Raw genomic sequence first — 21,575 nt, forward strand, 5'->3', positions numbered from 1 at the left:
ACGATGGAGGGAAGCGGGAGCGTGGCGCGGCCCCGCATCAGCGGTAGGTCACCGTCAGCTCGCCGACGCCGTCGACATGGCCTTCCAGCGTGTCGCCTGATTTGACCGGGCCGACGCCGTCGGGCGTGCCGGTCATGATCAGGTCGCCGGGGCGCAGCTCGACCAGCCGCGACAGATGCGCGATCACGTCGGGCACCGCCCAGATCTGGTCGGCGAGGTCGCCGACCTGGCGGTTCTCACCGTTGATCTTCAGCCAGATCGCGCCCTTGGCCGGATGCCCGATCTCCGCCGCCGGGCGCAGCGCCGAGAGCGGCGCCGACTGGTCGAACGACTTCGCCATGGTCCAGGGCCGCGCCAGCTTCTTGGCCTCGCCCTGGATGTCGCGGCGGGTCATGTCGAGCCCGACGCCATAGCCCCAGACATGGCCCAGCGCGCGGTCGGCCGCGATGTCGGTGCCGCCGGTGCCGATCGCCACCACCAGCTCGATCTCGTGGTGCAAATCCTTGGTCGCCACGGGATAGGGGATGGTGCTGCCGCTGGGCACCACCGTGTCGGCCCATTTGGCGAAGAAGAACGGCGGCTCGCGGTCGGGGTCGTGGCCCATCTCGCGGGCATGGGCGGCGTAGTTGCGGCCGACGCAAAAGATGCGGCCGACGGGGAAGCTGGCGTCGCTGCCGAGGACGGGAACCAGGACCTGCGGCGGCGGGGCGATGACGGTCGGCATGGGAAGATCCCTGTGCGGGGGCGGAGTTCGGGGGCGAGGCTGCGCGGCCACGCCCGCGCTTGTCAAACCCGGAATCACGCCGTGGCGCCTCGTCCGCCCACAATTCCGGCGGGCGATATGCGGGGCGGAAGCCTGCCATATGGCCGGCATATCGCGAGGAGTGTCGGATGCGTCCGCGTGCCGGTTGTGATCCGCGCCCGCCCCACTACACTCGGCGGCAGGCAGAGCATCCGAGGGCCGGAATGACGATGATCGACACCACCGCCGCGGCCGCCGCGCAGCTGCTGGTCGCGCGGCAGCAGACCATCGCCGTCGCCGAATCCTCCGCCGGCGGGCTGGTGTCGGCGGCGCTGCTGGCCCTGCCCGGCGCCAGCGCCTATTTCCAGGGCGGCGCCGTGGTCTACACCGCGGCGGCCCGGCAGGCGCTGCTGGGGATCGGCCTCGACGAGATGGCCGGCCTGCGCCCCTCGACCGAGCCCTATGCCGCGCTGCTGGCCCGCACCGTGCGGGACCGCTTCCAGGCGACCTGGGGCATCGCCGAGACCGGGGCGGCGGGACCGACCGGCAACCGCTACGGCGACCCCGCCGGCCACAGCTGCATCGCCATCTGCGGCCCGGTGACCCGCACCGCCATCGTCGCCACCGGCCATGGCGACCGGGCGGAGAACATGCGGGACTTCGCCCAGGCCCTGCTGGGCCTGCTGGTGGACGGGCTGCGGGCCCAGCCGTGACCGCCCTGCCCGCCTTCGCCGCCGCGGCCCTGGCCGAGATCGCCGGCTGCTTCGCCTTCTGGGCCTGGCTGCGGCTGGGCCGGAGCGCGTGGTGGACACTGCCCGGCACCGCCAGCCTGATCGTCTTCGCGCTGCTGCTGACCCGCATCGATGCCGCCTTCGCCGGCCGTGCCTATGCCGCCTATGGCGGGATCTACATCGCGGCGTCGCTGGGCTGGCTGTGGGCGGTGGAGGGCAGCCGGCCCGACCGCTTCGACCTGGCCGGCGCCGCGCTGTGCCTGGGCGGCGCGGGGATCATCCTGTTCGGGCGGCGCCTCACCGTGTGACCGTCGCGCTTCCGCCATGATGCCGCCCACTTTCGGGGCGATCTGTCAGGAAAGATTTCCCCGACCCCTCCCCGCCCGCCGATCCGAGGCTCATCCATGTCGCTGAAATCCCTGTTGCTGGCCACCGCCACGCTCGCGGCCCTTGCCTCCCCCGCCCATGCCATCGACTGCAGCAAGGCCGCGACCGCCGTCGAGCACGGCATCTGCGGCGACAAGGGCCTGAAGGCGGCCGATGCCGCCCTGGGCCAGGCCTATGGCCAGATCGTGAAGGCCGCCGCCGGCGACGCCGAGATCCACGCCATGCTGGTCGCCAGCCAGAAGCGCTGGCTGGCCGCCCGGGACGAAACCTTCGCCGATCCCAAGGACGAGCACTGGACCGACGACACCCCATGGCGCGGCAGGCTGCTGGATGCCATCCGCAGCCGCACCAATGCCCTGGCACGGCGCTCCACCACCGATCCGAAGCAGTTCGATCTGATCGAGCGGGCCCAGGCGCAGCGCCAGTTCGCCGCCCGGCTCAGCGGCGGCAGCTTCGCCGGCTTCGAGACCCGCTGCGACTTCTTCCCGGACACGCCCGCATCCTGGGCCGACCATTACGACTGCTTCTCCACCCGCTACTACCGCAACAACGACCGGGTCTGCAGCGTGGGCGAGGACTGGGCCACGTACCGGCAGTACCAGACCCGGTCGATCGACAGGCTCGTGGACGGCAAGCTGACGCCCATCGCCACCTGCGACGTCGACGGCGACAGCGATTCCACCTGTCCGGACGCATCCAACGATTCCGACACCAAGGCCCGTTGGAACCTGCAGCCCAAGATCGACGATGCCGGCCCGTCGACCCTGCCGCCGGACCTGAGCAAGCTCGACGCCGACGCGGCGGGGTCGATGGTCGAGGGCGAGCCGGCGGGAACCAAGGACGACGAGCCCTGGCTGCACGCCTGCCTGACGGACAGCAGCTACCCCTCGGCCGATCCCACCAGCGACGGCAGCGGCAAGCGGCCGTGACGCCTGCCATCGCCATCCCGCGCCCGCCGATCCGAGGCCCCGCCATGCCGATGAAATCCCTGCTGCTCGCCGCCGCCACGCTGGCCGCCCTCGCCACGCCCGCCCATGCCATCGACTGCCGCAAGGCCTCGACCGCCATCGAGCACGGCATCTGCGACTCCCAAAGCCTGAAGGCGGCGGACGCGGCGCTGGGCCAGGCCTATGGGCAGATCCTGAAGCCCGCCGACGGCGACGCCGAGGTCCACGCCATGCTGGTCGCCAGCCAGAAGCGCTGGCTGGCCGCCCGCGACGAAGCCTTCGCCGATCCCAAGGACGAGCACTGGGGCGACGAAAACCCCTGGCGCGGGAAGCTGCTGAACGCCATTCGCAGCCGCACCGAGGATCTGGGGAAAAAATCCGCCGCCGATCCGAAACAGTTCGACCTGGTCGCCAGGGTGCTGCAGCAGCGCCAGTTCACGGCCCGGTTCACCGGCGGCGCCTTCGCCGGTTTCGCGACCGGCTGCGAATTCCTGCCGGGCAGCCGCGAGTCCTGGGCGGACAGCTACGGCTGCTTCGGAACCCGGAGCTACCAGAACAACAACCGGGTCTGCAGCGTGAGCGAGGACTGGGCGACCTATGCCGTCTACGAGACGCGGACCGTCGCCGATGTCGTCGACGGCAAGCTGAAGACCGTCGCGACCTGCTCCGTCGGCGGAAATGGAGACGATTCCGCCTGCCCGGATGCGGACGACACCTCGGATTCGGGGGCACGCTGGAACCTGCAGCCCAAGGCCGGCGAGGCCGGCGCGTCGGCCGCGCCGCCGGCCCTGGCCAAGATCGATGCCGAGGCGGGAGGGGCGGAGGACGACCAGCCCTGGCTGCGCGCCTGCCTGACGGATACGGGCTATCCCGCGGCCGACCCCACCAGCGACGGCAGCCGGAAGTAGCCCGCATTTCTCACCCTCCCTACGTCCTGCGCCGGTTCAAAATGCCGACGGGGCAGGAGAGCGGCGCAGCGCGATGCGGTGGCATCGGGCCAGCCGTTCGACGCACCACGTCGGCATTTTCAACCGGCCCTTCGGGTCGCCTTGCGGCGGCCGCCTGCGGGGGCGGGCCGCTCAACCGTATGGCCTGATACGCTTTTCGCGTCCCGCCCCCGCATCCGACTCGCCGCAAGACGACGCAGGGCGTAGGGAGGGTGAGAAATGCGGGCTGGCGGTATCGCCTTGATGCCGCCCGCTTTCCAGCGGATAGGATGGTGCGGGGGGTTCCATGCCATCGCTCTACGACATCAAGCCACGATTCCAGGCGCTGCTGCGCCCCACCGCTGCCCGGCTGGCGCAGCGCGGCGTCAGCGCCAACACCGTGACCCTGGCCGCCGCCGGCCTGTCGGTGCTGCTGGGCCTGGTCACCGCCGCCACCGGCTGGTCCTGGCTGCTGCTGCTGTACCCGCCCTTCCTGCTGCTGCGCATGGCGCTGAACGCGATCGACGGCATGCTCGCGCGCGAGTTCTTCAAGCCCACGCCGCTGGGCGCGCTCTTGAACGAGGTCGGCGACATGGTGTCGGATGCGGCGCTGTATCTGCCGCTGGCCCTGCTGCTGCCGGCGCCGCCCTGGCTGGTGGTGGTGACCGTGCTGCTGGCGGTGATCGGCGAGGCCGCGGGCGTGGCCGCGCGCAGCATCGGCGCCAGCCGGCGCTATGACGGGCCGTTCGGCAAGTCCGACCGCGCCTTGGCCTTCTCGATCCTCGCCGTCGCGGCCTTCTTCCAGGTCCTGGCCCCGGCGCTGTGGATGCCGCTGGTGCTGGGCGCCCTGCTGCTGCTGGCGGTGCTGACCATCCTCAACCGCATGCGCGCGGCCCTGGCGGAGATCGGCGCATGACCCTGACCGTCGACCCGACCGTCGCCTGGACCCTCGCGGCGCTGGGCATCGTGCTGGTGGTGGCCGAGGCCGCCGTGCTGTTCCTGCGCCGCACCAGGCCGGAGAAGGACTGGAGCGAGCTGCGGCTGCGCATCCGGTCGTGGTGGGTGATCGTGATCGCCGGCGCCATCGCCCTGGTGCTGAACCCGATCGCGGTGCTGGTGGTGCTGGCGGTGGTCAGCTACCTCGCGCTGAAGGAATACCTGTCGGTGGTGCCGACGCGGCGGGCCGACCGCGGCGTGCTGCTGGTCGCCTATCTCGCCATCCCGACCCAATGGTGGTGGATCGCGCAGGAGCAGTACGGCTTCTTCATCATCTGGGTGCCGGTCTACCTGTTCATGGTGGTGCCGGCGATGATGGTGCTGCGCGGCGAGGTCGCCGGCTTCCTGCGCGCGCTGGGCACCCTGCATTGGGGCCTGATGCTGTGCGTCTTCGCCATCGGCCATGTCGCCTATCTCTTCGTGCTGCCGGAGGCCGGGACCAAGGGCCCGGGCGGCGCCGGTCTTCTGCTGCTGCTGCTGATCCTGACCCAGGGCAACGACGTGGCGCAGTATGTCTGGGGCCGCATCTTCGGCCGGCACAAGATCGCGCCCTCGGTCAGCCCCAACAAGACGGTGGAGGGCTTCGTCGGCGGCCTGGTCACCACCACCATCGTCGCCGGGCTGATCGGCCCGCTGCTGGCGCCCCTGTCCTGGCCGATGGCGCTGTGGGTCGGGGCGCTGATGGCGATCAGCGGCTTCTTCGGCGACCTCACCGTCTCCGCCGTCAAGCGCGACATCGGCATCAAGGACACCGGCACGCTGATCCCCGGCCATGGCGGCGTCCTGGACCGGGTGGACAGCCTGATCTTCGCCGCGCCGCTGTTCTTCCACTTCATGCGCTACTTCTACTACTGAGGGGCGGCGGAGCATGTGGCGCCTGCTGTTCCACTGGCTGGTGACCAAACCGGCGATGCTGCTGTTCGTCGGGCTGCATGTGCGGAACCCCGAGCGGCTGCCGATGGCGGGCCCGGCGATCATCGTCGCCAACCACAACAGCCATGCCGACACCGTGGCCCTGACCTCGCTGTTCCCCAGCCGGATCCTGCACAAGGTGCGCCCCGTGGCGGCGGCCGACTATTTCCTGAGCAGCCGGGCGATGGCCTGGTTCTCGATCAACTGCATGGGCATCCTGCCCTTCGACCGCCATGCGCGGGAGCGCGGCGAGGACCCGCTGACCGGCTGCGTCGAGGCGCTGGACCGTGGGGACATCCTGATCCTGTTCCCGGAAGGGTCGCGCGGCGAGCCGGAAAAGCTGCAGCACTTCAAGAAGGGCATCTGCCATCTGGCGGCGCGGCGGCCGGAGGTGCCGATCATCCCGGTCTACTTGCACGGCCTCGGCAAGGTGCTGCCGCGCGGCGCCTTCCTGCCGGTGCCGTTCTTCTGCGACGCCTTCGTCGGCCTGCCGCTGGCCGAGCGGCCGGAGGACACCGACGCCTTCGTCGCCGGGCTGGAGGCCGCCATGGCGAAGCTGGTGGAGGGCACGAGGTTCCCGGAATGGGAGTGAGAGATCGCCTGCAAACACGCCGGCGCGGTCGTCTGAAGGCGGTTCCTCTGCTTCCGGTGCTCACGGACCCAACGTCCGCTGCGCGCCGGTTCTCGGGACCACCTCCAGCCGACTCACGCCAGCGCGTTTTCAGACGATCTCTTACGGCCCTCGCCTTTCTGTGGGGTATCGCTGAGGCCTGCCTGTTCTTCGTGGTGCCGGACGTGCCGGTGTCGCTGATCGCCCTGGCCCGGGGCTGGCGGGCGGGGCTGCGCGCCGCCGTGGCCGCGGCCGCCGGGGCGGTGGTCGGCGGCACGGCGCTGGCGCTGTTCGCAACCTGGGCCCCCGAGACGGCGCTGGCCGTGGTCGAGCGCGTACCGGCAATCTCGCCCGCCATGATCGCCCGGCTGCAGGCCATGATGGCGCAGGCGGATTCGCCCGCGGCGCTGGTCGGCACGCTGATCCTGGCCAGCCTGACCGGCATTCCCTACAAGATCGCCGCCGCCAGCGCCCCGGGCCTGGGCATCCCGGTGTGGGAGCTGGCGCTGATCACCCCGCTGGTGCGGCTGCCGCGCTTCGCGTCCCTGGCCGCCGCCGGGGCGATCCTGCGCCGGCTGACCCCGGCGATGCCGGGCTGGATGCAGCCGGTGCGGGTGCGGCTGATGATCGCCGCGCTGGGCTGGTCTGCGTTCTACGTGAACTACTGGATGCATGTCGGGGGATGACGCCGGGCCCCGGCCGCCCTATTTTCCCTGAACAAGAAGAAACATCGGACGTAATTGACGCTGCCGCCGCGGAGATTCGGCTCAGCCGGACCGCCCGTGTTTGGAGAGAACCATGGCCCTGTCGCGGATCGAAGACCACACGGACGGCGTGGCGTCGGCGTCGGAGAAGTCCTCCGACCTGCGGTCGCTGCTGACGGTCGGCGGCATCTCGGCCGCGGGGCTGGGCGTCAGCCTGGTGGCGCTGTTCGGCCCGCCCGGCAGCGACCTGTCGATTGCGCTGACCATCGTCACCGCGGTCGGCGCCGTGGCCGCCATCGGCGCCGGCTTCGTCCTGGCCTCGATCGCCAGCCGCCGCTGATCCCGCTCAATCCCGGTTTTCGCGATCCCGCTGCGGCGGGCATCAGCCGGCGCGGCGCGCCGGGATGTCCGGCAGGATGCCGCGCTGGAACATGATGCCGAGCCGCAGGCTTTCGGCGATCTTCTCCGCCCGGGCGATGAACCGCCCGGCCGCCCGCGGCGGGCAGACCTCGCGCGCGGTGGCGCGGAACAGCTCCAGCCAAAGGGCGAAATGCTCCGGCTGCAGCGCCGGGACGCCGGCATGGGCCTGCATCGGCCGGCCGCCGTAGCGCGCGGTGCGCAGCATCACCGACGACCAGAAATCGCACATCTTGGCGAGGTGCGGCGCCCAGTCGGCGCCGATCACGCCGGCGAAGACCGGGCCGAGCACGGCGTCGCGCCGCACCCGGCCGTAGAAGGCATGGACCAGCGAGACGATCATCGCCTCGTCGATCGGCTCGATGGGATCGGCATCCGTCATATCCATCGGGATATATGGCCCGACGGCGCCGACCACGGCAAGCGGATCAAAGGTCGCGGACATGGGTGAGGGGACAGACCCCGCCTCCTATCCCACCCGTCATCCCCGCGAAAGCGGGGATCTCGTCACGCTCTGAATCGGATGGAGATTCCCGCTTTCGCGGGAATGACGTTCAAGAGAGCGGCGACGGGACACGGCACGCCCAAGAGTGTGGGTGCCATGGCTTCCGCCGATCACCCCCGCCGTTCGCTGTCGAGGGTGGCCATGCCGTGCGGCGCGTAGCGTTCGCCCGCCGCGGCGTTCCGGGGCACCGTCTGCTCGATCTGGGCCAGGTCGTCCGGCGTCAGGGCGACGTCGAGCGCGCCCAGCGCTTCGGCCAGCTGGTCGCGGCGGCGGGAGCCGACCAGTGGCACGATGTCCCCGCCCTGCGCCGACACCCAGGCGATGGCGATCTGGGCGACGCTGACGCCCTTGGCCGCCGCGATGGTCCGCAGTGCCTCGACCAGCTCGAGGTTGCGGTCGACATTGCCGTCCTGGAAGCGCGGGCTGTGGCTGCGAAAATCCTTCGGGTCGGTGCTGCCCTTCTGCCAGTGGCCGCTGATCAGGCCGCGCGACAGCACGCCATAGGCGGTGATGCCGATGCCGAGCTCGCGGCAGGTGGCCAGGATGCCGTCCTCGATGCCGCGCGAGATCAGCGAATATTCGATCTGCAGGTCGACGATGGGGTGCACCGCCGCGGCGCGGCGCAGCGTCTCCGACCCCACCTCGGACAGGCCGATGTGGCGCACATAGCCCGCCTCCACCATGTCGGCGATGGCGCCGACCGTGTCCTCGATCGGCACGTTGGGGTCGAGGCGGGCCGGGCGGTAGATGTCGATGTGGTCGACGCCGAGCCGCTGCAGCGAATAGGCCAGGAAGTTCTTCACCGCCCCGGGACGGCCGTCGAACCCGCCCCAGCCGCCGGCAGGGTCGCGCATCCCGCCGAACTTGACGCTGAGCACGGCGGCGTCGCGCTTGGGACTGGCCCGCAGCGCCTCGCCGATCAGCATCTCGTTGTGGCCCATGCCGTAGAAGTCGCCGGTGTCGATCAGGGTGATCCCGGCGTCGAGCGCGGCGTGGAGGGTGGCGATGCTCTCGGCCCGGTCGGACGAGCCGTACACGCCGTGGGACATGCCCATGGCGCCGAGGCCGAGGGCCGAGACGCGGGGGCCGGTGGCGCCGAGCTGACGATACTGCATGGTCGAAACTCCTGGGTGCCGCAGGCAGCGGCGCATTGCATCGGTCCCTATTATGGGGCGCCGCCATCCGTGCGATAATCCGACCAATTACAAACAAGCCGTTCGGGAAAACGCACAATGGCCAGCCCCGACCTGTCCGATCTCGACGCCTTCGTGGCCGTCGCCCGGGCGCGCAGCTTCCGCGGCGCCGCCACGCTGCGCGGCGTCTCCGCCTCCTCGCTCAGCGAGGCGCTGCGGCGGCTGGAGGCGCGGCTGGGCGTGCGCCTGCTGAACCGCACCACGCGCAGCGTCACCCCGACCGAGGCCGGGGAGCGGCTGATCGAGCGGCTGACCCCGGCGCTGGGCGAGATCGCCGGCGCGCTGGACGCGGTGAGCAGCGTCCGCGACAGCGCGACCGGGACGCTGCGGCTGGACGTGCCATCGATCGTGGCGCGCCACATCCTGCCGCCGATCGCCTGCCGCTTCCTGGCCGCCCATCCCGGCATCACCCTGGAGGTGACGGCCAACGACACCTTCATCGACGTGCTGGCCGCCGGCTTCGATGCCGGCATCCGCTATGAGGAGCGGCTGGAGCGCGACATGATCGCGGTGCCGATCGGCCCGCGGATTCAGCGCTTCGTCATCGCCGCCGCCCCGGCCTACCTGGCCACGCGGGGCCGGCCGCTTCACCCCAGGGACCTGCTGGAGCACGCCTGCATCCGCCACCGCTTCCCCAGCGGCCGGATCGTGTCCTGGGAGTTCGAACGCGACGGCGAGACCATCCGCATCACCCCGGACGGCCCGCTGGTGGCGACGACGATCGATCTGGAGCTGGCCGCCGCCATCGCCGGGCTGGGCGTGATGTGCATCTTCGAGGAGGTGGTGCGGCCGGCGCTGGACAGCGGCGCGCTGGTGCCGGTGATGGAGGATTGGTGGCAGAGCTTCTCCGGCCCCTTCCTCTACTACCCCAGCCGCACCCACATGCCCGCGCCGCTGCGGGCGTTCGTGGATTTCATCAAGACGGATCGAGGGCGGTGAAAGCCCAACCTACTCGGACTTTTGTTGTCATTGCCCGGCTTGACCGGGCAATCCAGGGGCAGTCGAGAGCCGCTCTGGCCGCCCCTGGATGCCGCGGTCGAGCCGTGGCATGACATTTAAATTGTAACCCTACCCAGCCAAAGTCCGGCGGATCTCGCCATGCGCCGCCGGATAGCCCGGCGACACCGCCCGCAGCCGGTCGGCGACCAGGGCGTGCAGGCGCGGCAGGGCGTGGAACGGCACGCCCGGCACCAGATGGTGCTCGGCATGGTAGCTGGCGTTCCAGAACAGGCCGCGCAGCACGAAGCCGGCCAGCGTCGTCCGGGTGTTGGCCCAGCGGTCGTTGCTGCGGACGCAGCCGGAATGCTCGGCCAGCAGCACCCAGCGCAGCAGCGGCTGGGCCAGCAGCACCGGCCCGGCCCACAGGATCAGCGCCAGGGCGCTGCCGGTGGCGAGGCTGGCCGCCACCAGGATCGCGTAGAGCGACAGGTACAGCCGCGCCTCGGCCACCACCCGCGGCCGGTCCTGCGCCGGAATCCACGGCAGGTCGGCCCGGCCCGCCGCGGTCCGCACCAGCCCGGCGACCTGGGCGCGCCAATAGGGCAGGCCGGTCAGGATCAGCAGGTAGCGCCCGCGGGTCAGCGGCGCGGCGCCGATCAGCTCCGGGTCGCGATCGGGGTCCTGGGTGTGGCGGTGATGCGCCAGGTGGAACAGCCGGAAGCCCTCCGGCGGCAGCACCAGGACGAAGCCGGCGACCCAACCCACCAGCCGGTTCAGCCACAGCGACTTGAACGGCGTGCGGTGGGTGGTTTCGTGCAGCGGGCTGAACAGGGCGATCTCGGCGGCGCCGAGCACCGCCATCGCCGGCCACAGCCAGAGGCTGCCGCGCGCCGCCAGCACCAACGCGGCGCCGAGCGCGATCAGCCCGAGATGCCAGGCCAGCGCCTGCAGGCCGCGCGCGTCGGAGCGCCGGGACAGATCCTTCAACGCCCCCGGCGGGAGCGGCCGCGTGGCTGCGTCGGTCATGCCGTATCCTGCCGCCGGCCGCCCATCCGGATCAAGGCCGGGCGATCATTCGCCCCAATGGATCGGGAAGGCGTCTGGGTAGGCGAACAGCGACGGGGCGCCGCCGGTGTGCAGGAACACCACCACGTCATCCGGGCGGAAGCGGCCGGCGCGGATGCCGGCGATCAGCCCGGCCATGGCCTTGCCGGTGTAGACCGGATCGAGCAGCAGCGCCTCCTGCGCCGCGGCCAGGCGCAGCGCCTCGACCATGCCGTCCGTCGGCAGGCCGTAGCCTTCGCCGACCACGCCGTCCTCCAGCACCACATCGTCCCCAGACAGCGGCGAGGCGACGCCCAGCAGCGCGCTGCCCGCCTGCAGCAGGGCGGCGACGCGCGGCCGCTGCTCCTGCGACGTCCGGCTGATGCAGTAGCCGATCGCCGGGGCCGTGCTGCCGCCCAGCGCCAGGCCGAGCGCCAGCCCGGCATGGGTGCCGCCGCTGCCGCTGGCCAGCGCGACATGGGTGATGCCGACGCCCTGGGCCTTCGCCTGCGCCAGCAGCTCCCGCGCCGCATCGACATAGCCCATCATCCCCAGCGCGTTCGACCCGCCGATCGGGATGATGTAGGGCGTGCCGCCCTCTGCCCGGCACTGTTCGGCCGCGCGCGCCAGCTCCGCGTCGGGGTCGGCGGTGCCGGGGTGGAGTTCGATGCGGGCGCCGAACAGCTCGTCCAGCAGCAGGTTGCCGTTGGTGTGGTAGGTCGGGTCGCGCCCGGCCACCGCATCGGTCAGGATCAGCACGCAGTCGAGGCCTAGCTTCGCCGCCGCCGCCGCGGTCTGGCGGGCGTGGTTGGATTGCGGGCCGCCGGCGGTGATGATGGTGTCGGCGCCCTGGGCCAGCGCCTCGCCCAGCAGGAACTCCAGCTTGCGCACCTTGTTGCCGCCCAGCGCCAGGCCGGTGCAGTCGTCGCGCTTGATCCACAGCTGCGGCCCGCCCAGCGCGGCGGTGAGGCGCGGCATCGGCTCGAGCGGCGTCGGCGCGTGCTGCAAGGCGATCCGCGGCAGCTGGTCCAGCGAGGGCATCGGTTCCGTCCCGTGAAGCTGCGGCCCCGCCGGCCGCCTGCCCGCTTCGTATCACGGTTTGTGATCGGGCCAGAAGGGGCGGCCGGGTGCTACCCGGAGGGCGGGCGCGTCGAGCCGCGGATGACCAGCTCGGTCGGCAGCAGGCGCCGGGTCGCGGGGATGGGGCTGCCGTCGGCCACCGCCTTCAGCAGCAGCGTCGCCGCGGTGGCGCCCTTGTCGAACAGCGGCTGGCGGATGGTGGTCAGCGCCGGCCGCACCAGGGCGGCGCGCCGGATGTCGTCGAAGCCGGCGACCGAGACGTCCTCCGGCACCCGCAGGCCCAGCGACCGCGCCGCCTCGATCGCGCCGATCGCCAGCCGGTCGGACATCGCCAGGATCGCGGTCGGCCGGTCCGGCCGGCGCAGCAGCACCAAAGCGGCGTCGCGGCCATGCGCCTCGCTGCTGGCCGGGCGCTCCTCGATCGGCATCGAGTCCGGGTCGAGCCCGGCGGCGGCGATGGCCTCGGCATAGCCTTCCAGCCGGTCGACGCTGGTGCGGAAGGTCATGATCGCCCGCCGCGCGGCGTCGAGCGGCCCGACATAGCCGTCGACCGAGGATTCCAGCGAGATGATGCCGAGCTGGCGGTGGCCGAGCCCCAGCACATGCTCGGCCACCCGCCGGGCGGCGCCGTGGTCGTCGATGCCGACGAAGGCCACGCCATCGGGCGCCTGGTTGTCGATCGCGACCACCGGCAGGCCGCGGCGCAGCAGCGGCGCCCAGGCCTCCGCCCCATTCAGGAAGCCGTAGACCAGGAAGCCGTCGACCGCGGCGCGGTGGATGGCGCTGCGGCTGGCCGGGCTTTTCACCGCCGGCAGGATCAGGAGGCCGGACCGCGCCTTCTCGCAGGCCGCCGCCACGCCGCGCAGCATGCCCACCGCCGCCGGGTCGTCGAAGGCGAAGGGCAGCGTCTCGTGGAACAGCAGGCCGATGGCCTCCGCCTTGCCCGTCCGCAGCATCCGCGCCGCCGGGTTGGGGCCGTGCACGCCCATCGCCCGCGCCGCCGCCATGATCCGGTCGCGCAGCTCGGCCGACAGCTGGTCCGGCCGGTTGAAGGCGTTCGACACCGTGGTGCGCGAGACCCCGACCGCCGCCGCGATGTCCAGCAGCGTGCCCCGCCGCTTGTCGGTTCCGTCATTCATGCGGACACCCTAGGGGGCCCCTCTTGATCGATCAAGAAACTCTCGATACTGTCAAAACTGAATGCATTCAGAAGCCTTGTTCAGGGGACCGGGGCGGCTGGCGGGATCGCGGCCGGAATGCAGGAGATGCGGAGGGGTTGAATGCGCGAATGGTGGCGCGGCGCGGTGATGTACCAGATCTACCCGCGCAGCTTCCTGGACACGAATGGCGACGGCGTCGGCGACTTGGCCGGCATCACCGCCAAGCTGGACTACATCGCCGATCTCGGCGTCGACGGCATCTGGATCTCGCCCTTCTTCAAGTCGCCGATGAAGGATTTCGGCTACGACGTCTCGGATTACTGCGACGTCGACCCGCTGTTCGGCACGCTGGCGGATTACGACCGGCTGATCGAGAAGGCGCATGCGCTGGGATTGAAGGTGATCATCGACCAGGTGATCAGCCACACCTCGGACGCCCATCCCTGGTTCACCGAGAGCCGGGCCAGCCGCGACAACCCCAAGGCCGACTGGTTCGTCTGGGCCAACCCGAAGCCGGATGGCAGCCCGCCGAACAACTGGCTGTCGATCTTCGGCGGCTCGGCCTGGCAGTGGGACACCCGCCGGCGCCAGTACTACATGCACAACTTCCTGACCCAGCAGCCCGACCTGAACCTGCACAACCCCGAGGTGCAGGATGCGGTGCTGGCGGCGCTGGAGTTCTGGCTGCAGCGCGGCACCGACGGCTTCCGCCTGGACACCGCCAATTTCTACATGCACGACCGGCTGCTGCGCGACAACCCGGCCAAGCCGGCGGACACGGCGCCGACCGGCGACGAGCGGCCGGACAATCCGTACTTCATGCAGTTCCACCGCTACGACAAGTCGCAGCCGGAGAACCTGCTGTTCCTGCGCCGGCTGCGCGCGCTGCTGAACCGCTACCCCGACAGGATGGCGGTGGCCGAGATCGGCGATGACGACCCGATCGGCCGGACCGCGGAATACGTCCAGGCCGACCTGCTGCACACCGCCTACAACTTCAGCCTGCTGAACGACACCTTCAACGCGCCGCACATCGCCAAGGCGCTGATCGCCTTCCACCACGCCACCGACGACGGCTGGCCGTCCTGGGCCTTCTCCAACCACGACGTCAAGCGGGTGGTGTCGCGCTGGGGCGGGCCGGACGCCGACCCGCGGCTGGGCCGGATGCTGACGGCGCTGCTGAGCTCGCTGCGCGGCACCGCCTTCATCTACCAGGGCGAGGAGCTGGGGCTGCCCGAGGCGGAGGTGCCCTACGACAAGCTGCGGGACCCCTACGGCATCACCTTCTGGCCCGACTTCAAGGGCCGCGACGGCTGCCGCACCCCGATCCCGTGGGACGTCGAGGCGCCCCAGGCCGGCTTCTCCACCGCCGAGCCCTGGCTGCCGATCCCGGAGGCGCACCGCAAGCTCGCGGCCGGCGCCCAAGCGCACGACCCCGAATCGACCCTGGCCTTCACCCGCCAGTTCCTGCGCTGGCGCCGCAGCCACCCCGCCTTCGCCACCGGGGCGATTCGCTTCCTCGACACCGCCGACGGCGTCCTGGCCTTCGAGCGGGTGCTGGATGGCGAGCGCATGCTCTGCGTCTTCAACCTGACCGGCGAGACCCGGATCTGGACGGCGCCGACGGTGCAGATCGCTCCGACCGACGCGCCCGGGCTGGGCGGTCGGCTGGAGGGCGGGCGGGTGGCGCTGCCGCCCTACGCCGCCTTCTTCGGCGCGGTCGCCGCGGAAGCGATGCAGGCGGAGCAGAACGCGGCCTGACGGGTTGTCTCAGGAATAGTTTCGTTTCGACTCGCCAGAGGCCGGCCTGGCGAGTCACCCTTCACGACAAGACACGCACGCGGGGGGCGCGCCGGTCTTCCCCCGCTGCCAAAAGCAGATGGAGGAGACATGTCGAAGAGCGCGCTCTTGCCCCTCGCCCTTGCCCTGACCTTGGCCGGCGGCGCCGCCGCCCAGGCGGAAGGGGTCAAGGTCACGATCTCCTGCGGCTCGGTCGGCGCCGAACAGGCGCAATGCCGCGAAGGCGCCAAGGCCTGGTCGGCGAAGACCGGCAACACGGTCGACATCGTCGCCCCGCCGCAGTCGACCTCGGACCAGCTCGCCCTCTACCAGCAGATCCTGAACGCCAAGTCGGGCGACATCGACGTGTTCCAGATCGACGTGGTGTGGCCCGGCATGCTGGGCAGCCATTTCATCGACCTGAAGCAGTATGTCGACCAGGCCACCATCGACCAGCACTTCCCCGGCATCATCAAGGGGCTGACCCGCGACGGCCAGCTGATGGCCCTGCCGTGGTTCACCGATGCCGGGCTGCTCTACTACCGCCAGGACCTGCTCGACAAATACCAGCTCAAGGTGCCCACCACCTGGGAGGAGATGACCGCCGACGCCAAGACCATCCAGGAGGGCGAGCGCAAGGCGGGCAACGACCGCTTCTTCGGCTTCGTCTTCCAGGGCCGGGCCTATGAGGGGCTGACCTGCGACGCGCTGGAATGGATCGTCAGCTTCGGCGGCGGCGACATCGTGGAGGCCGACGGCAAGATCACCGTCAACAATCCGCAGGCGGCCAAGGCGCTGGACCTCGCCGCCTCCTGGATCGGCACCATCGCGCCGGACGGCGTGCTGAACTACATGGAGGAGGACGCCCGCGGGGTGTTCCAGTCCGGCAACGCCGCCTTCATGCGCAACTGGCCCTACGCCTACGGGCTGGTGAATTCCGGCGACAGCCCGGTCAAGGGCAAGGTCGGCACCGCCGCCCTGCCTAAGGGCGACGGCGACGGCGCCCGGGTCGCGGCGACCCTGGGCGGCTGGAACCTCGCCGTGTCGAAATACTCCGCCCATCCCAAGGAGGCCGCCGACCTCGCCGCCTTCCTGACCGGCAAGGACGAGCAGAAGCGCCGCGCCATCACCGGCGCCTTCCAGTCGACCATCCCGGCGCTCTACGACGACGCCGACGTGCTGAAGGCCCAGCCCTTCTTCGCCCTGTTGAAGACCGCCTTCGAAGGCGCGGTGGCGCGGCCCTCGGCGGTGACCGGCGAGCGCTACAACGAGGTCTCGACCCTGTTCTGGAACGCGGTCCACAACACCCTGTCGAAGCAGGGCGACGGCGCCACCAACCTGGCGCAGCTGCAGAAGGACCTGAACCGCCTGAGCCGCGGCGGCCGCTGGTGACAGAGCGGGCCGGCCCCACCCCGCACGGGGTGCCGCCGGCCCGTCCCGACCCACCCTCGATCCCGGGGAGGATCCCATGACCGTCGCCACCTCGACCACCGCCCCTGCCGCCGACAATGTGAAGCCGGTCGCCTCCCGGCTCAGCCGACAGCGCATCCGCGCCGCCTGGATCTTCCTGATCCCGATGCTGCTGGTGCTGCTGCTGGTGGCCGGCTGGCCGCTGGTCCGCACCATCGCGCTCAGCTTCACCGACGCGACCCTGCAGGCGGACAGGCCGACCCGCATGGTCGGCTTCGACAACTACCTGTTCTACGGCCCCAACCGCGCCGACTACGACGACAAGCTGGGCGGCTACTACGTCTTCTACGACCCCAAGGGCACCAACCTGGTGTGGAAGGCCGAAGAGGGCAAGTTCTGGGACATCGACACCAACCAGCCGGTCGATTACGACGTCGACACCAGCGGCATCTTCAGCTGGCAGGGGCTGCTGGTCGACCATGTCTGGTGGCGGTCGGCCTGGAACACCATCCTGTTCACGGTGGTGTCGGTGACGATCGAGACCATCCTCGGCCTGCTGATCGCCATGACCCTGAACGCCCATATGCCGGGCCGCGGGCTGCTGCGGGCCGCGGTGCTGATCCCCTGGGCCATCCCCACCATCGTCTCGGCCAAGATGTGGGGCTGGATGCTGAACGACCAGTACGGGGTGATCAACGAGGTGCTGCTGTCGCTGGGCGTCATCACCACCCGGGTGGCCTGGACCGCCGACCCCAGCCTGTCGCTGGCCTCGGTGATCGCGGTCGATGTGTGGAAGACCACGCCGTTCATGACGCTGCTGATCCTGGCCGCACTGCAGATGCTGCCCGGTGAGGTCTACGAGGCGGCGAAGGTCGACGGCATCAGCCCGTGGCGGGTGTTCACCAAGATCACCGTCCCGCTGATCTGGCCGGCGCTGATGGTGGCGATCCTGTTCCGGGCGCTGGATTCGCTGCGGGTCTTCGACCTGATCTACGTGCTGACCTCGAACAGCATCAGCACCATGAGCATGTCGGTCTTCGCCCGGCAGCAGAGCATCGATTTCGGCAATGTCGGCTTCGGCTCCGCCGCCTCGACCCTGCTGTTCGTCATCATCGCCGTGATCGCCGCCCTGTGGATGGTGGCGGGTCGCGTGCGCTTCGACAAATAGGGGGCGCGCCATGGCCATGTCCAAGACCCTGAAGCGCCGCGTCGGCCAACCGCTTTTCTACCTGCTGGTGGCGGTGATCATCGTCTACACCGTGTTCCCGTTCTACTGGGCGGTGGTGTCGTCGCTGAAGACCGGCCAGCAGCTGTTCGGCACCGACCTGCTGCCGCCGACGCCCACGCTGGACAACTATGTCGGCGTGTTCCGCGAGCAGCCGTTCCTGACCAACATCGTCAACTCGCTGATCGTCGCCGGGTCGACCGTGCTGATCTGCCTGGTGCTGTCGGTCAGCGCCGCCTACGCGCTGGGCCGGGTCCGGTTCCGCGGCCGCAGCACCATCCTGATGCTGACCCTCGGCGTCTCGATGTTCCCGCAGGTGGCGGTGCTGACCGGGCTGTTCGAGCTGGTGCGCTGGCTCGGCATCTACAACCAGCTCGGCTCGCTGATCCTCAGCTACATGATCTTCACCCTGCCCTTCTCGGTCTGGGTGCTGACGACCTTCATGCGCGAGCTGCCGCGCGAGCTGGAAGAGGCGGCGATCGTGGACGGCGCCAGGCCGTGGCAGATCCTGGTCCGGGTGTTCCTGCCGCTGCTGGGCCCGGCCCTGGCGACCACCGGCCTCCTGGCCTTCATCGCCGCCTGGAACGAGTTCCTGTTCGCCCTGACCTTCACCCTGACCAACGAGGTGCGGACGGTGCCAGTGGCGATCGCCCTGATCTCGGGCGCCACCCAGTTCGACATCCCCTGGGGCCTGATCATGGCGGCATCGGTGGTGGTGACGGTGCCGCTGATCGTGCTGGTGATGATCTTCCAGCGCCGCATCGTGTCCGGCCTGACGGCGGGCGCGGTCAAGGGTTGAGCGATCGGGCGGCGGCAGGCCCGCCGCCCGTCACTCTACGAGCGCTTCCTTGGCATGGGCGGCGGCGCCGCTGCGCAGCGGGCGCTCCTCCATCAGCAGCAGGCTGACGAAGCCGAGGGCGAGGCCGGCCGCGGCGGCCAGGAACAGCCAGTGGAAGCTGCCGACCAGCGCGTCGCGCAGCGCCGGGTTGAGGTCGCCGAGATTTTCCGGCGACTGGCCGGGGGTTCCGCCGATGGCGCCGAGCACGATGGCGCCGAAGCCGGCCACCACAATGGCGCTGCCCAGCGAGCGGAAGAAGTTCATGCACGCCGTGGCGGTGCCGAGCTGGTGCATCGCCACCGAATTCTGGATCGAGATGGTGGTGACCGGCAGCACGGTGCCGAGGCCGAGGCCGACCACGCCGAGCATGATCTCGACCGACCATTGCGGCAGGCCGGTGGGGTGGACCGCCAGCACCAGCAGCGCGGCCACGGCGCAGGTCAGCCCGATCAGCGGCGTGCGCTTGTAGTGGGTCATGATGGCCATGAAGCGGCCGGCCAGGTTGGCGCCGGTCACGGTCCCCGCCATCAGCGGCAGCAGCGCCAGGCCGGCATTGCTGGGCGACAGGCCGAGGACGCCTTCGAGATAGACCGGCACATAGATCGACAGGCCGATGAAGGTGCCCATGACGCAGAAGGCCGCCGCCGTGCCGGTGCCGACCACCGGGTTGGACATCACCGCCAGCGGGATCAGCGGTTCGGACGCGGTCAGCAGGCGGATGGCGAACAGCACCCAGAACAGCAGCGACACGCCGAGCAGGCCGAGGATCTGGACCGAGGCCCAGGGGTAGTAGTTGGCGCCGCCCCAGGTCAGCGCCAGCATCACCGCCACGGTGGCGACCACCATCAGCACCGCGCCGAGCACGTCGAGCTTGTGCCGCCGTTCGTGCCGCGGCAGGCGGCGCAAGGTGTTCCAGGTCATCCAGAAGGCGCCGAGGCCGAGCGGCAGGTTGATCCAGAAGATCACCGACCAGTGCAGATGGTCGGCGATCAGGCCGCCCAGCACCGGCCCGACCACGCTGGAGGTCACGAAGACGCTGGCGATGTAGGCCTGGTAGCGCGACCGTTCCTTCGGCAACACCACGTCGGCGATGATGGTCTGGGCCAGCGAGATCAGCCCGCCGCCGCCCAGCCCCTGCAGCGCCCGCGCCAGGATCAGCGCCAGCATGGTCGGCGCCAGGGCGCAGACCACCGAGCCGACGATGAACACACCGATGCTGACCAAGAGCGTGATCCGCCGGCCGTGGATGTCGCTGAGCTTGCCGTAGAGCGGGGTGACCGCGGTCGAGGCCAGCAGATAGGCGCTGACCACCCAGGACAGGTGTTCGACGTCGCCCAGCTCCTGCCCGATGGTCGGCAGCACCGTCGCCACGATGGTCTGGTCCAGCGCGGCCAGCATCATGGCCAGCAGGATTCCGATGATGATCGAGCGGATTGCGGCATGGTCGAGCGGCGCCGGCCCGGCGACCGCCTCGTTGTGTGCGGACATGGTCTCTGTCGTTTCCGAATCCTGGAATCGGCGGTGGCGGCGTGGCCTGCACCGAGCGGTCCAGGTTTCGCCTACGGCACTTGTCAGACAAGAGCGGTCTCGGCAGTGCAGCCATCGCCCCCCGGCATGGAGCGAAAGGCCATGCGGTCGCAGGCCTCTCGCGCCGCGCCGGGGAGCGGCCCATATCGGCGGCTCCGACGCTTGCCCTTCTCCCGCCACGCGGGAGCGGTAAGGCGAACCGACCGGACTCCACTTCCATCAGGGCCGAACGCGCTCTAGGGTGCCGCCATGACTGACCAGACCCAACCCAGGGCCGAAAAGAGCCCCTTCCTGCGCCTCGGGCTCGAAGCCGGGCCGCTGCTGCTGTTCTTCATCGCCAACCAGGCCGCGGGCATCATGCCGGCGACGGCGGTGTTCATGGTCGCGACCGTGGTGGCGGTGGTGCTGTCGGTGCGGATCGAGCGCCGCTGGCCGATCATGCCGGTGGTCGGCTGCGTCTTCGTGCTGATCTTCGGCGGGCTGACGCTGTGGCTGGACAACGACCTGTTCATCAAGCTCAAGCCGACGGTGGTGAACCTGCTGTTCGCCGCCATCCTGTTCGCGGGCCTGGCCACCGGCCGCAACTTCCTGAAGCTGATGATGGGCACGGTGTTCGAGCTGACCGAGGGCGGCTGGCGCATCCTGACCTGGCGCTGGGCGGTGTTCTTCGTGGCCCTGGCGGTGATCAACGAGATCGTGTGGCGCAACTTCTCGACCGAGTTCTGGGCCGGCTTCAAGCTGTTCGGCATCCTGCCGCTGACCCTGGTCTTCGCCCTGGCCCAGATGCCGGTGCTGATGCGGCACCAGGAAAAGCCGGCAGCGGAATGACCGATCCCCTGCGCCATGTCGAGGATTGGGTCTTCGACCTCGACAACACGCTCTATGCCGCCAAGACCGACCTGTTCGCCCAGATCGACCGGCGCATGGGCGAATACATCCGCACCCATTTCGACCTGCCGCCGGCCGAGGCGCGGGCGCTGCAGAAGCGGCTGTTCCGCGAGCACGGCACCACCCTGCGCGGCCTGATGAACGAGCGCGCGGTCGCGCCGGGCCCGTTCCTCGAATTCGTCCACGACATCGACGTCTCGGCAATCGGCCCCAGCCCGGTGCTGGCGGCGGCGCTGGCCGAGCTGCCGGGGCGGAAGTTCATCTTCACCAACGGGTCGGTGCCGCATGCCGAGCGGGTGCTGGAGCGGATGGGCCTGGCCGGGCGGTTCGACGGCATCTTCGACATCGTCGCCGCGGCCTATGTGCCGAAGCCGGATCCCGGCCCCTACCAGGCGCTGCTCGACCGCTACGGCCTGGCGCCGGAGGCGACGGTGATGGTCGAGGACATGGCCCGCAACCTGCTGCCGGCGCACCGGCTGGGCATGACCACGGTGTGGGTCCGCACCCCTTCGGACTGGGGCCAGCCGCTGCCCGGCGACGGCCACATCGACATCGCCATCGACGACACCGCCGACTGGCTGGCCGCCGTGGTCGCCGCGCGCCGGGCGGGCTGAG

At 70.4% G+C, this 21,575-nt stretch carries 23 protein-coding genes; 16 read left to right on the top strand and 7 right to left on the bottom strand.

What is annotated here, in order from left to right:
- Positions 1-37 precede the first annotated feature (37 nt).
- Entirely contained in the window at positions 38-724 is a 687-nt protein-coding gene (locus AB4112_RS03775; RefSeq protein WP_441717175.1) for a fumarylacetoacetate hydrolase family protein, read from the bottom strand.
- A gap of 242 nt (positions 725-966) precedes the next feature.
- Between AB4112_RS03775 and AB4112_RS03780 the strand changes: the two genes are divergently transcribed.
- The 9 genes from AB4112_RS03780 (at position 967) to AB4112_RS03820 (ending at position 7,295) form a co-directional block, all read left to right on the top strand.
- The gene (locus AB4112_RS03780) at positions 967-1,455 is read left to right on the top strand and encodes a CinA family protein (RefSeq protein ID WP_441717177.1); all 489 of its coding nucleotides are present in this window, start codon (positions 967-969) and stop codon (positions 1,453-1,455) included.
- Entirely contained in the window at positions 1,452-1,781 is a 330-nt protein-coding gene (locus AB4112_RS03785; protein WP_309795155.1) for a YnfA family protein, read from the top strand. The genes AB4112_RS03780 and AB4112_RS03785 overlap by 4 nt, the downstream gene beginning before the upstream one ends.
- 96 nt (positions 1,782-1,877) lie before the next feature.
- Positions 1,878-2,789: a lysozyme inhibitor LprI family protein gene (locus tag AB4112_RS03790; RefSeq protein ID WP_309795153.1), complete on the top strand. Its 912-nt coding sequence runs from the start codon at positions 1,878-1,880 to the stop codon at positions 2,787-2,789.
- A gap of 44 nt (positions 2,790-2,833) precedes the next feature.
- On the top strand, positions 2,834-3,715 hold the full coding sequence (locus AB4112_RS03795) for a lysozyme inhibitor LprI family protein (protein ID WP_441717179.1): 882 nt from the start codon (positions 2,834-2,836) through the stop codon (positions 3,713-3,715).
- A 325-nt stretch (positions 3,716-4,040) separates the two neighbouring features.
- Positions 4,041-4,649 (top strand): CDP-alcohol phosphatidyltransferase family protein, encoded by a 609-nt coding sequence (locus AB4112_RS03800; protein WP_441717181.1) that lies wholly within the window; start codon positions 4,041-4,043, stop codon positions 4,647-4,649.
- Entirely contained in the window at positions 4,646-5,584 is a 939-nt protein-coding gene (locus AB4112_RS03805; protein WP_441717183.1) for a phosphatidate cytidylyltransferase, read from the top strand. Before AB4112_RS03800 ends, AB4112_RS03805 begins: the two co-directional genes overlap by 4 nt.
- A gap of 13 nt (positions 5,585-5,597) precedes the next feature.
- The gene (locus AB4112_RS03810) at positions 5,598-6,233 is read left to right on the top strand and encodes a lysophospholipid acyltransferase family protein (RefSeq protein ID WP_309795146.1); all 636 of its coding nucleotides are present in this window, start codon (positions 5,598-5,600) and stop codon (positions 6,231-6,233) included.
- Positions 6,234-6,424: 191 nt separating this feature from the next.
- Positions 6,425-6,937 carry a hypothetical protein gene (locus AB4112_RS03815; protein ID WP_441717185.1) on the top strand — a complete coding sequence of 171 codons (513 nt, stop codon included), beginning with the start codon at positions 6,425-6,427 and terminating at the stop codon, positions 6,935-6,937.
- A 112-nt stretch (positions 6,938-7,049) separates the two neighbouring features.
- Complete coding sequence (locus AB4112_RS03820) at positions 7,050-7,295, top strand: hypothetical protein (RefSeq protein ID WP_441717187.1); 246 nt, start codon at positions 7,050-7,052, stop codon at positions 7,293-7,295.
- 42 nt (positions 7,296-7,337) lie between these two features.
- On the opposite strand, the gene AB4112_RS03825 is transcribed toward AB4112_RS03820, so the two are convergent.
- Complete coding sequence (locus AB4112_RS03825) at positions 7,338-7,760, bottom strand: group III truncated hemoglobin (protein WP_309795140.1); 423 nt, start codon at positions 7,758-7,760, stop codon at positions 7,338-7,340.
- A gap of 227 nt (positions 7,761-7,987) precedes the next feature.
- Positions 7,988-8,992, bottom strand: coding sequence for an aldo/keto reductase (locus AB4112_RS03830; protein WP_309795138.1), 1,005 nt, complete (start codon positions 8,990-8,992; stop codon positions 7,988-7,990).
- Between the two features lie 117 nt (positions 8,993-9,109).
- Between AB4112_RS03830 and AB4112_RS03835 the strand changes: the two genes are divergently transcribed.
- On the top strand, positions 9,110-10,009 hold the full coding sequence (locus tag AB4112_RS03835; protein ID WP_309795136.1) for a LysR family transcriptional regulator: 900 nt from the start codon (positions 9,110-9,112) through the stop codon (positions 10,007-10,009).
- 129 nt (positions 10,010-10,138) lie between these two features.
- On the opposite strand, the gene AB4112_RS03840 is transcribed toward AB4112_RS03835, so the two are convergent.
- The 3 genes from AB4112_RS03840 to AB4112_RS03850 all read right to left on the bottom strand — a co-directional run bounded on the left by AB4112_RS03840 (position 10,139) and on the right by AB4112_RS03850 (position 13,272).
- Complete coding sequence (locus tag AB4112_RS03840) at positions 10,139-11,035, bottom strand: fatty acid desaturase (protein ID WP_309795134.1); 897 nt, start codon at positions 11,033-11,035, stop codon at positions 10,139-10,141.
- Between the two features lie 45 nt (positions 11,036-11,080).
- Complete coding sequence (locus AB4112_RS03845; RefSeq protein ID WP_441717191.1) at positions 11,081-12,094, bottom strand: D-cysteine desulfhydrase; 1,014 nt, start codon at positions 12,092-12,094, stop codon at positions 11,081-11,083.
- 89 nt (positions 12,095-12,183) lie between these two features.
- Positions 12,184-13,272, bottom strand: a complete 1,089-nt coding sequence (locus AB4112_RS03850) for a LacI family DNA-binding transcriptional regulator (RefSeq protein WP_309795129.1) — start codon at positions 13,270-13,272, stop codon at positions 12,184-12,186.
- A 141-nt stretch (positions 13,273-13,413) separates the two neighbouring features.
- Here AB4112_RS03850 and AB4112_RS03855 point away from each other — a divergent pair, with 141 nt between their 5' ends.
- From AB4112_RS03855 to AB4112_RS03870, 4 genes are all read left to right on the top strand, one after another.
- Positions 13,414-15,054 carry an alpha-glucosidase family protein gene (locus AB4112_RS03855; RefSeq protein ID WP_441717194.1) on the top strand — a complete coding sequence of 547 codons (1,641 nt, stop codon included), beginning with the start codon at positions 13,414-13,416 and terminating at the stop codon, positions 15,052-15,054.
- A 129-nt stretch (positions 15,055-15,183) separates the two neighbouring features.
- Entirely contained in the window at positions 15,184-16,464 is a 1,281-nt protein-coding gene (locus tag AB4112_RS03860) for an ABC transporter substrate-binding protein (protein ID WP_441717196.1), read from the top strand.
- Positions 16,465-16,540: 76 nt separating this feature from the next.
- The gene (locus AB4112_RS03865; protein ID WP_309795123.1) at positions 16,541-17,650 is read left to right on the top strand and encodes a carbohydrate ABC transporter permease; all 1,110 of its coding nucleotides are present in this window, start codon (positions 16,541-16,543) and stop codon (positions 17,648-17,650) included.
- 10 nt (positions 17,651-17,660) lie between these two features.
- Positions 17,661-18,506, top strand: coding sequence for a carbohydrate ABC transporter permease (locus AB4112_RS03870; protein ID WP_374710622.1), 846 nt, complete (start codon positions 17,661-17,663; stop codon positions 18,504-18,506).
- 30 nt (positions 18,507-18,536) lie between these two features.
- On the opposite strand, the gene AB4112_RS03875 is transcribed toward AB4112_RS03870, so the two are convergent.
- Complete coding sequence (locus tag AB4112_RS03875) at positions 18,537-20,033, bottom strand: MDR family MFS transporter (RefSeq protein ID WP_309795121.1); 1,497 nt, start codon at positions 20,031-20,033, stop codon at positions 18,537-18,539.
- 288 nt (positions 20,034-20,321) lie between these two features.
- On the opposite strand from AB4112_RS03875, the gene AB4112_RS03880 reads away from it, so the two are divergent.
- Entirely contained in the window at positions 20,322-20,900 is a 579-nt protein-coding gene (locus AB4112_RS03880) for a septation protein A (protein ID WP_441717199.1), read from the top strand.
- Positions 20,897-21,574: a pyrimidine 5'-nucleotidase gene (locus tag AB4112_RS03885; protein WP_441717201.1), complete on the top strand. Its 678-nt coding sequence runs from the start codon at positions 20,897-20,899 to the stop codon at positions 21,572-21,574. Before AB4112_RS03880 ends, AB4112_RS03885 begins: the two co-directional genes overlap by 4 nt.
- The last annotated feature ends 1 nt before the right edge of the window (position 21,575 follow it).

Source organism: Inquilinus sp. 2KB_23 (genome assembly GCF_052115705.1).
Classification (GTDB): domain Bacteria; phylum Pseudomonadota; class Alphaproteobacteria; order DSM-16000; family Inquilinaceae; genus Inquilinus; species Inquilinus ginsengisoli_A.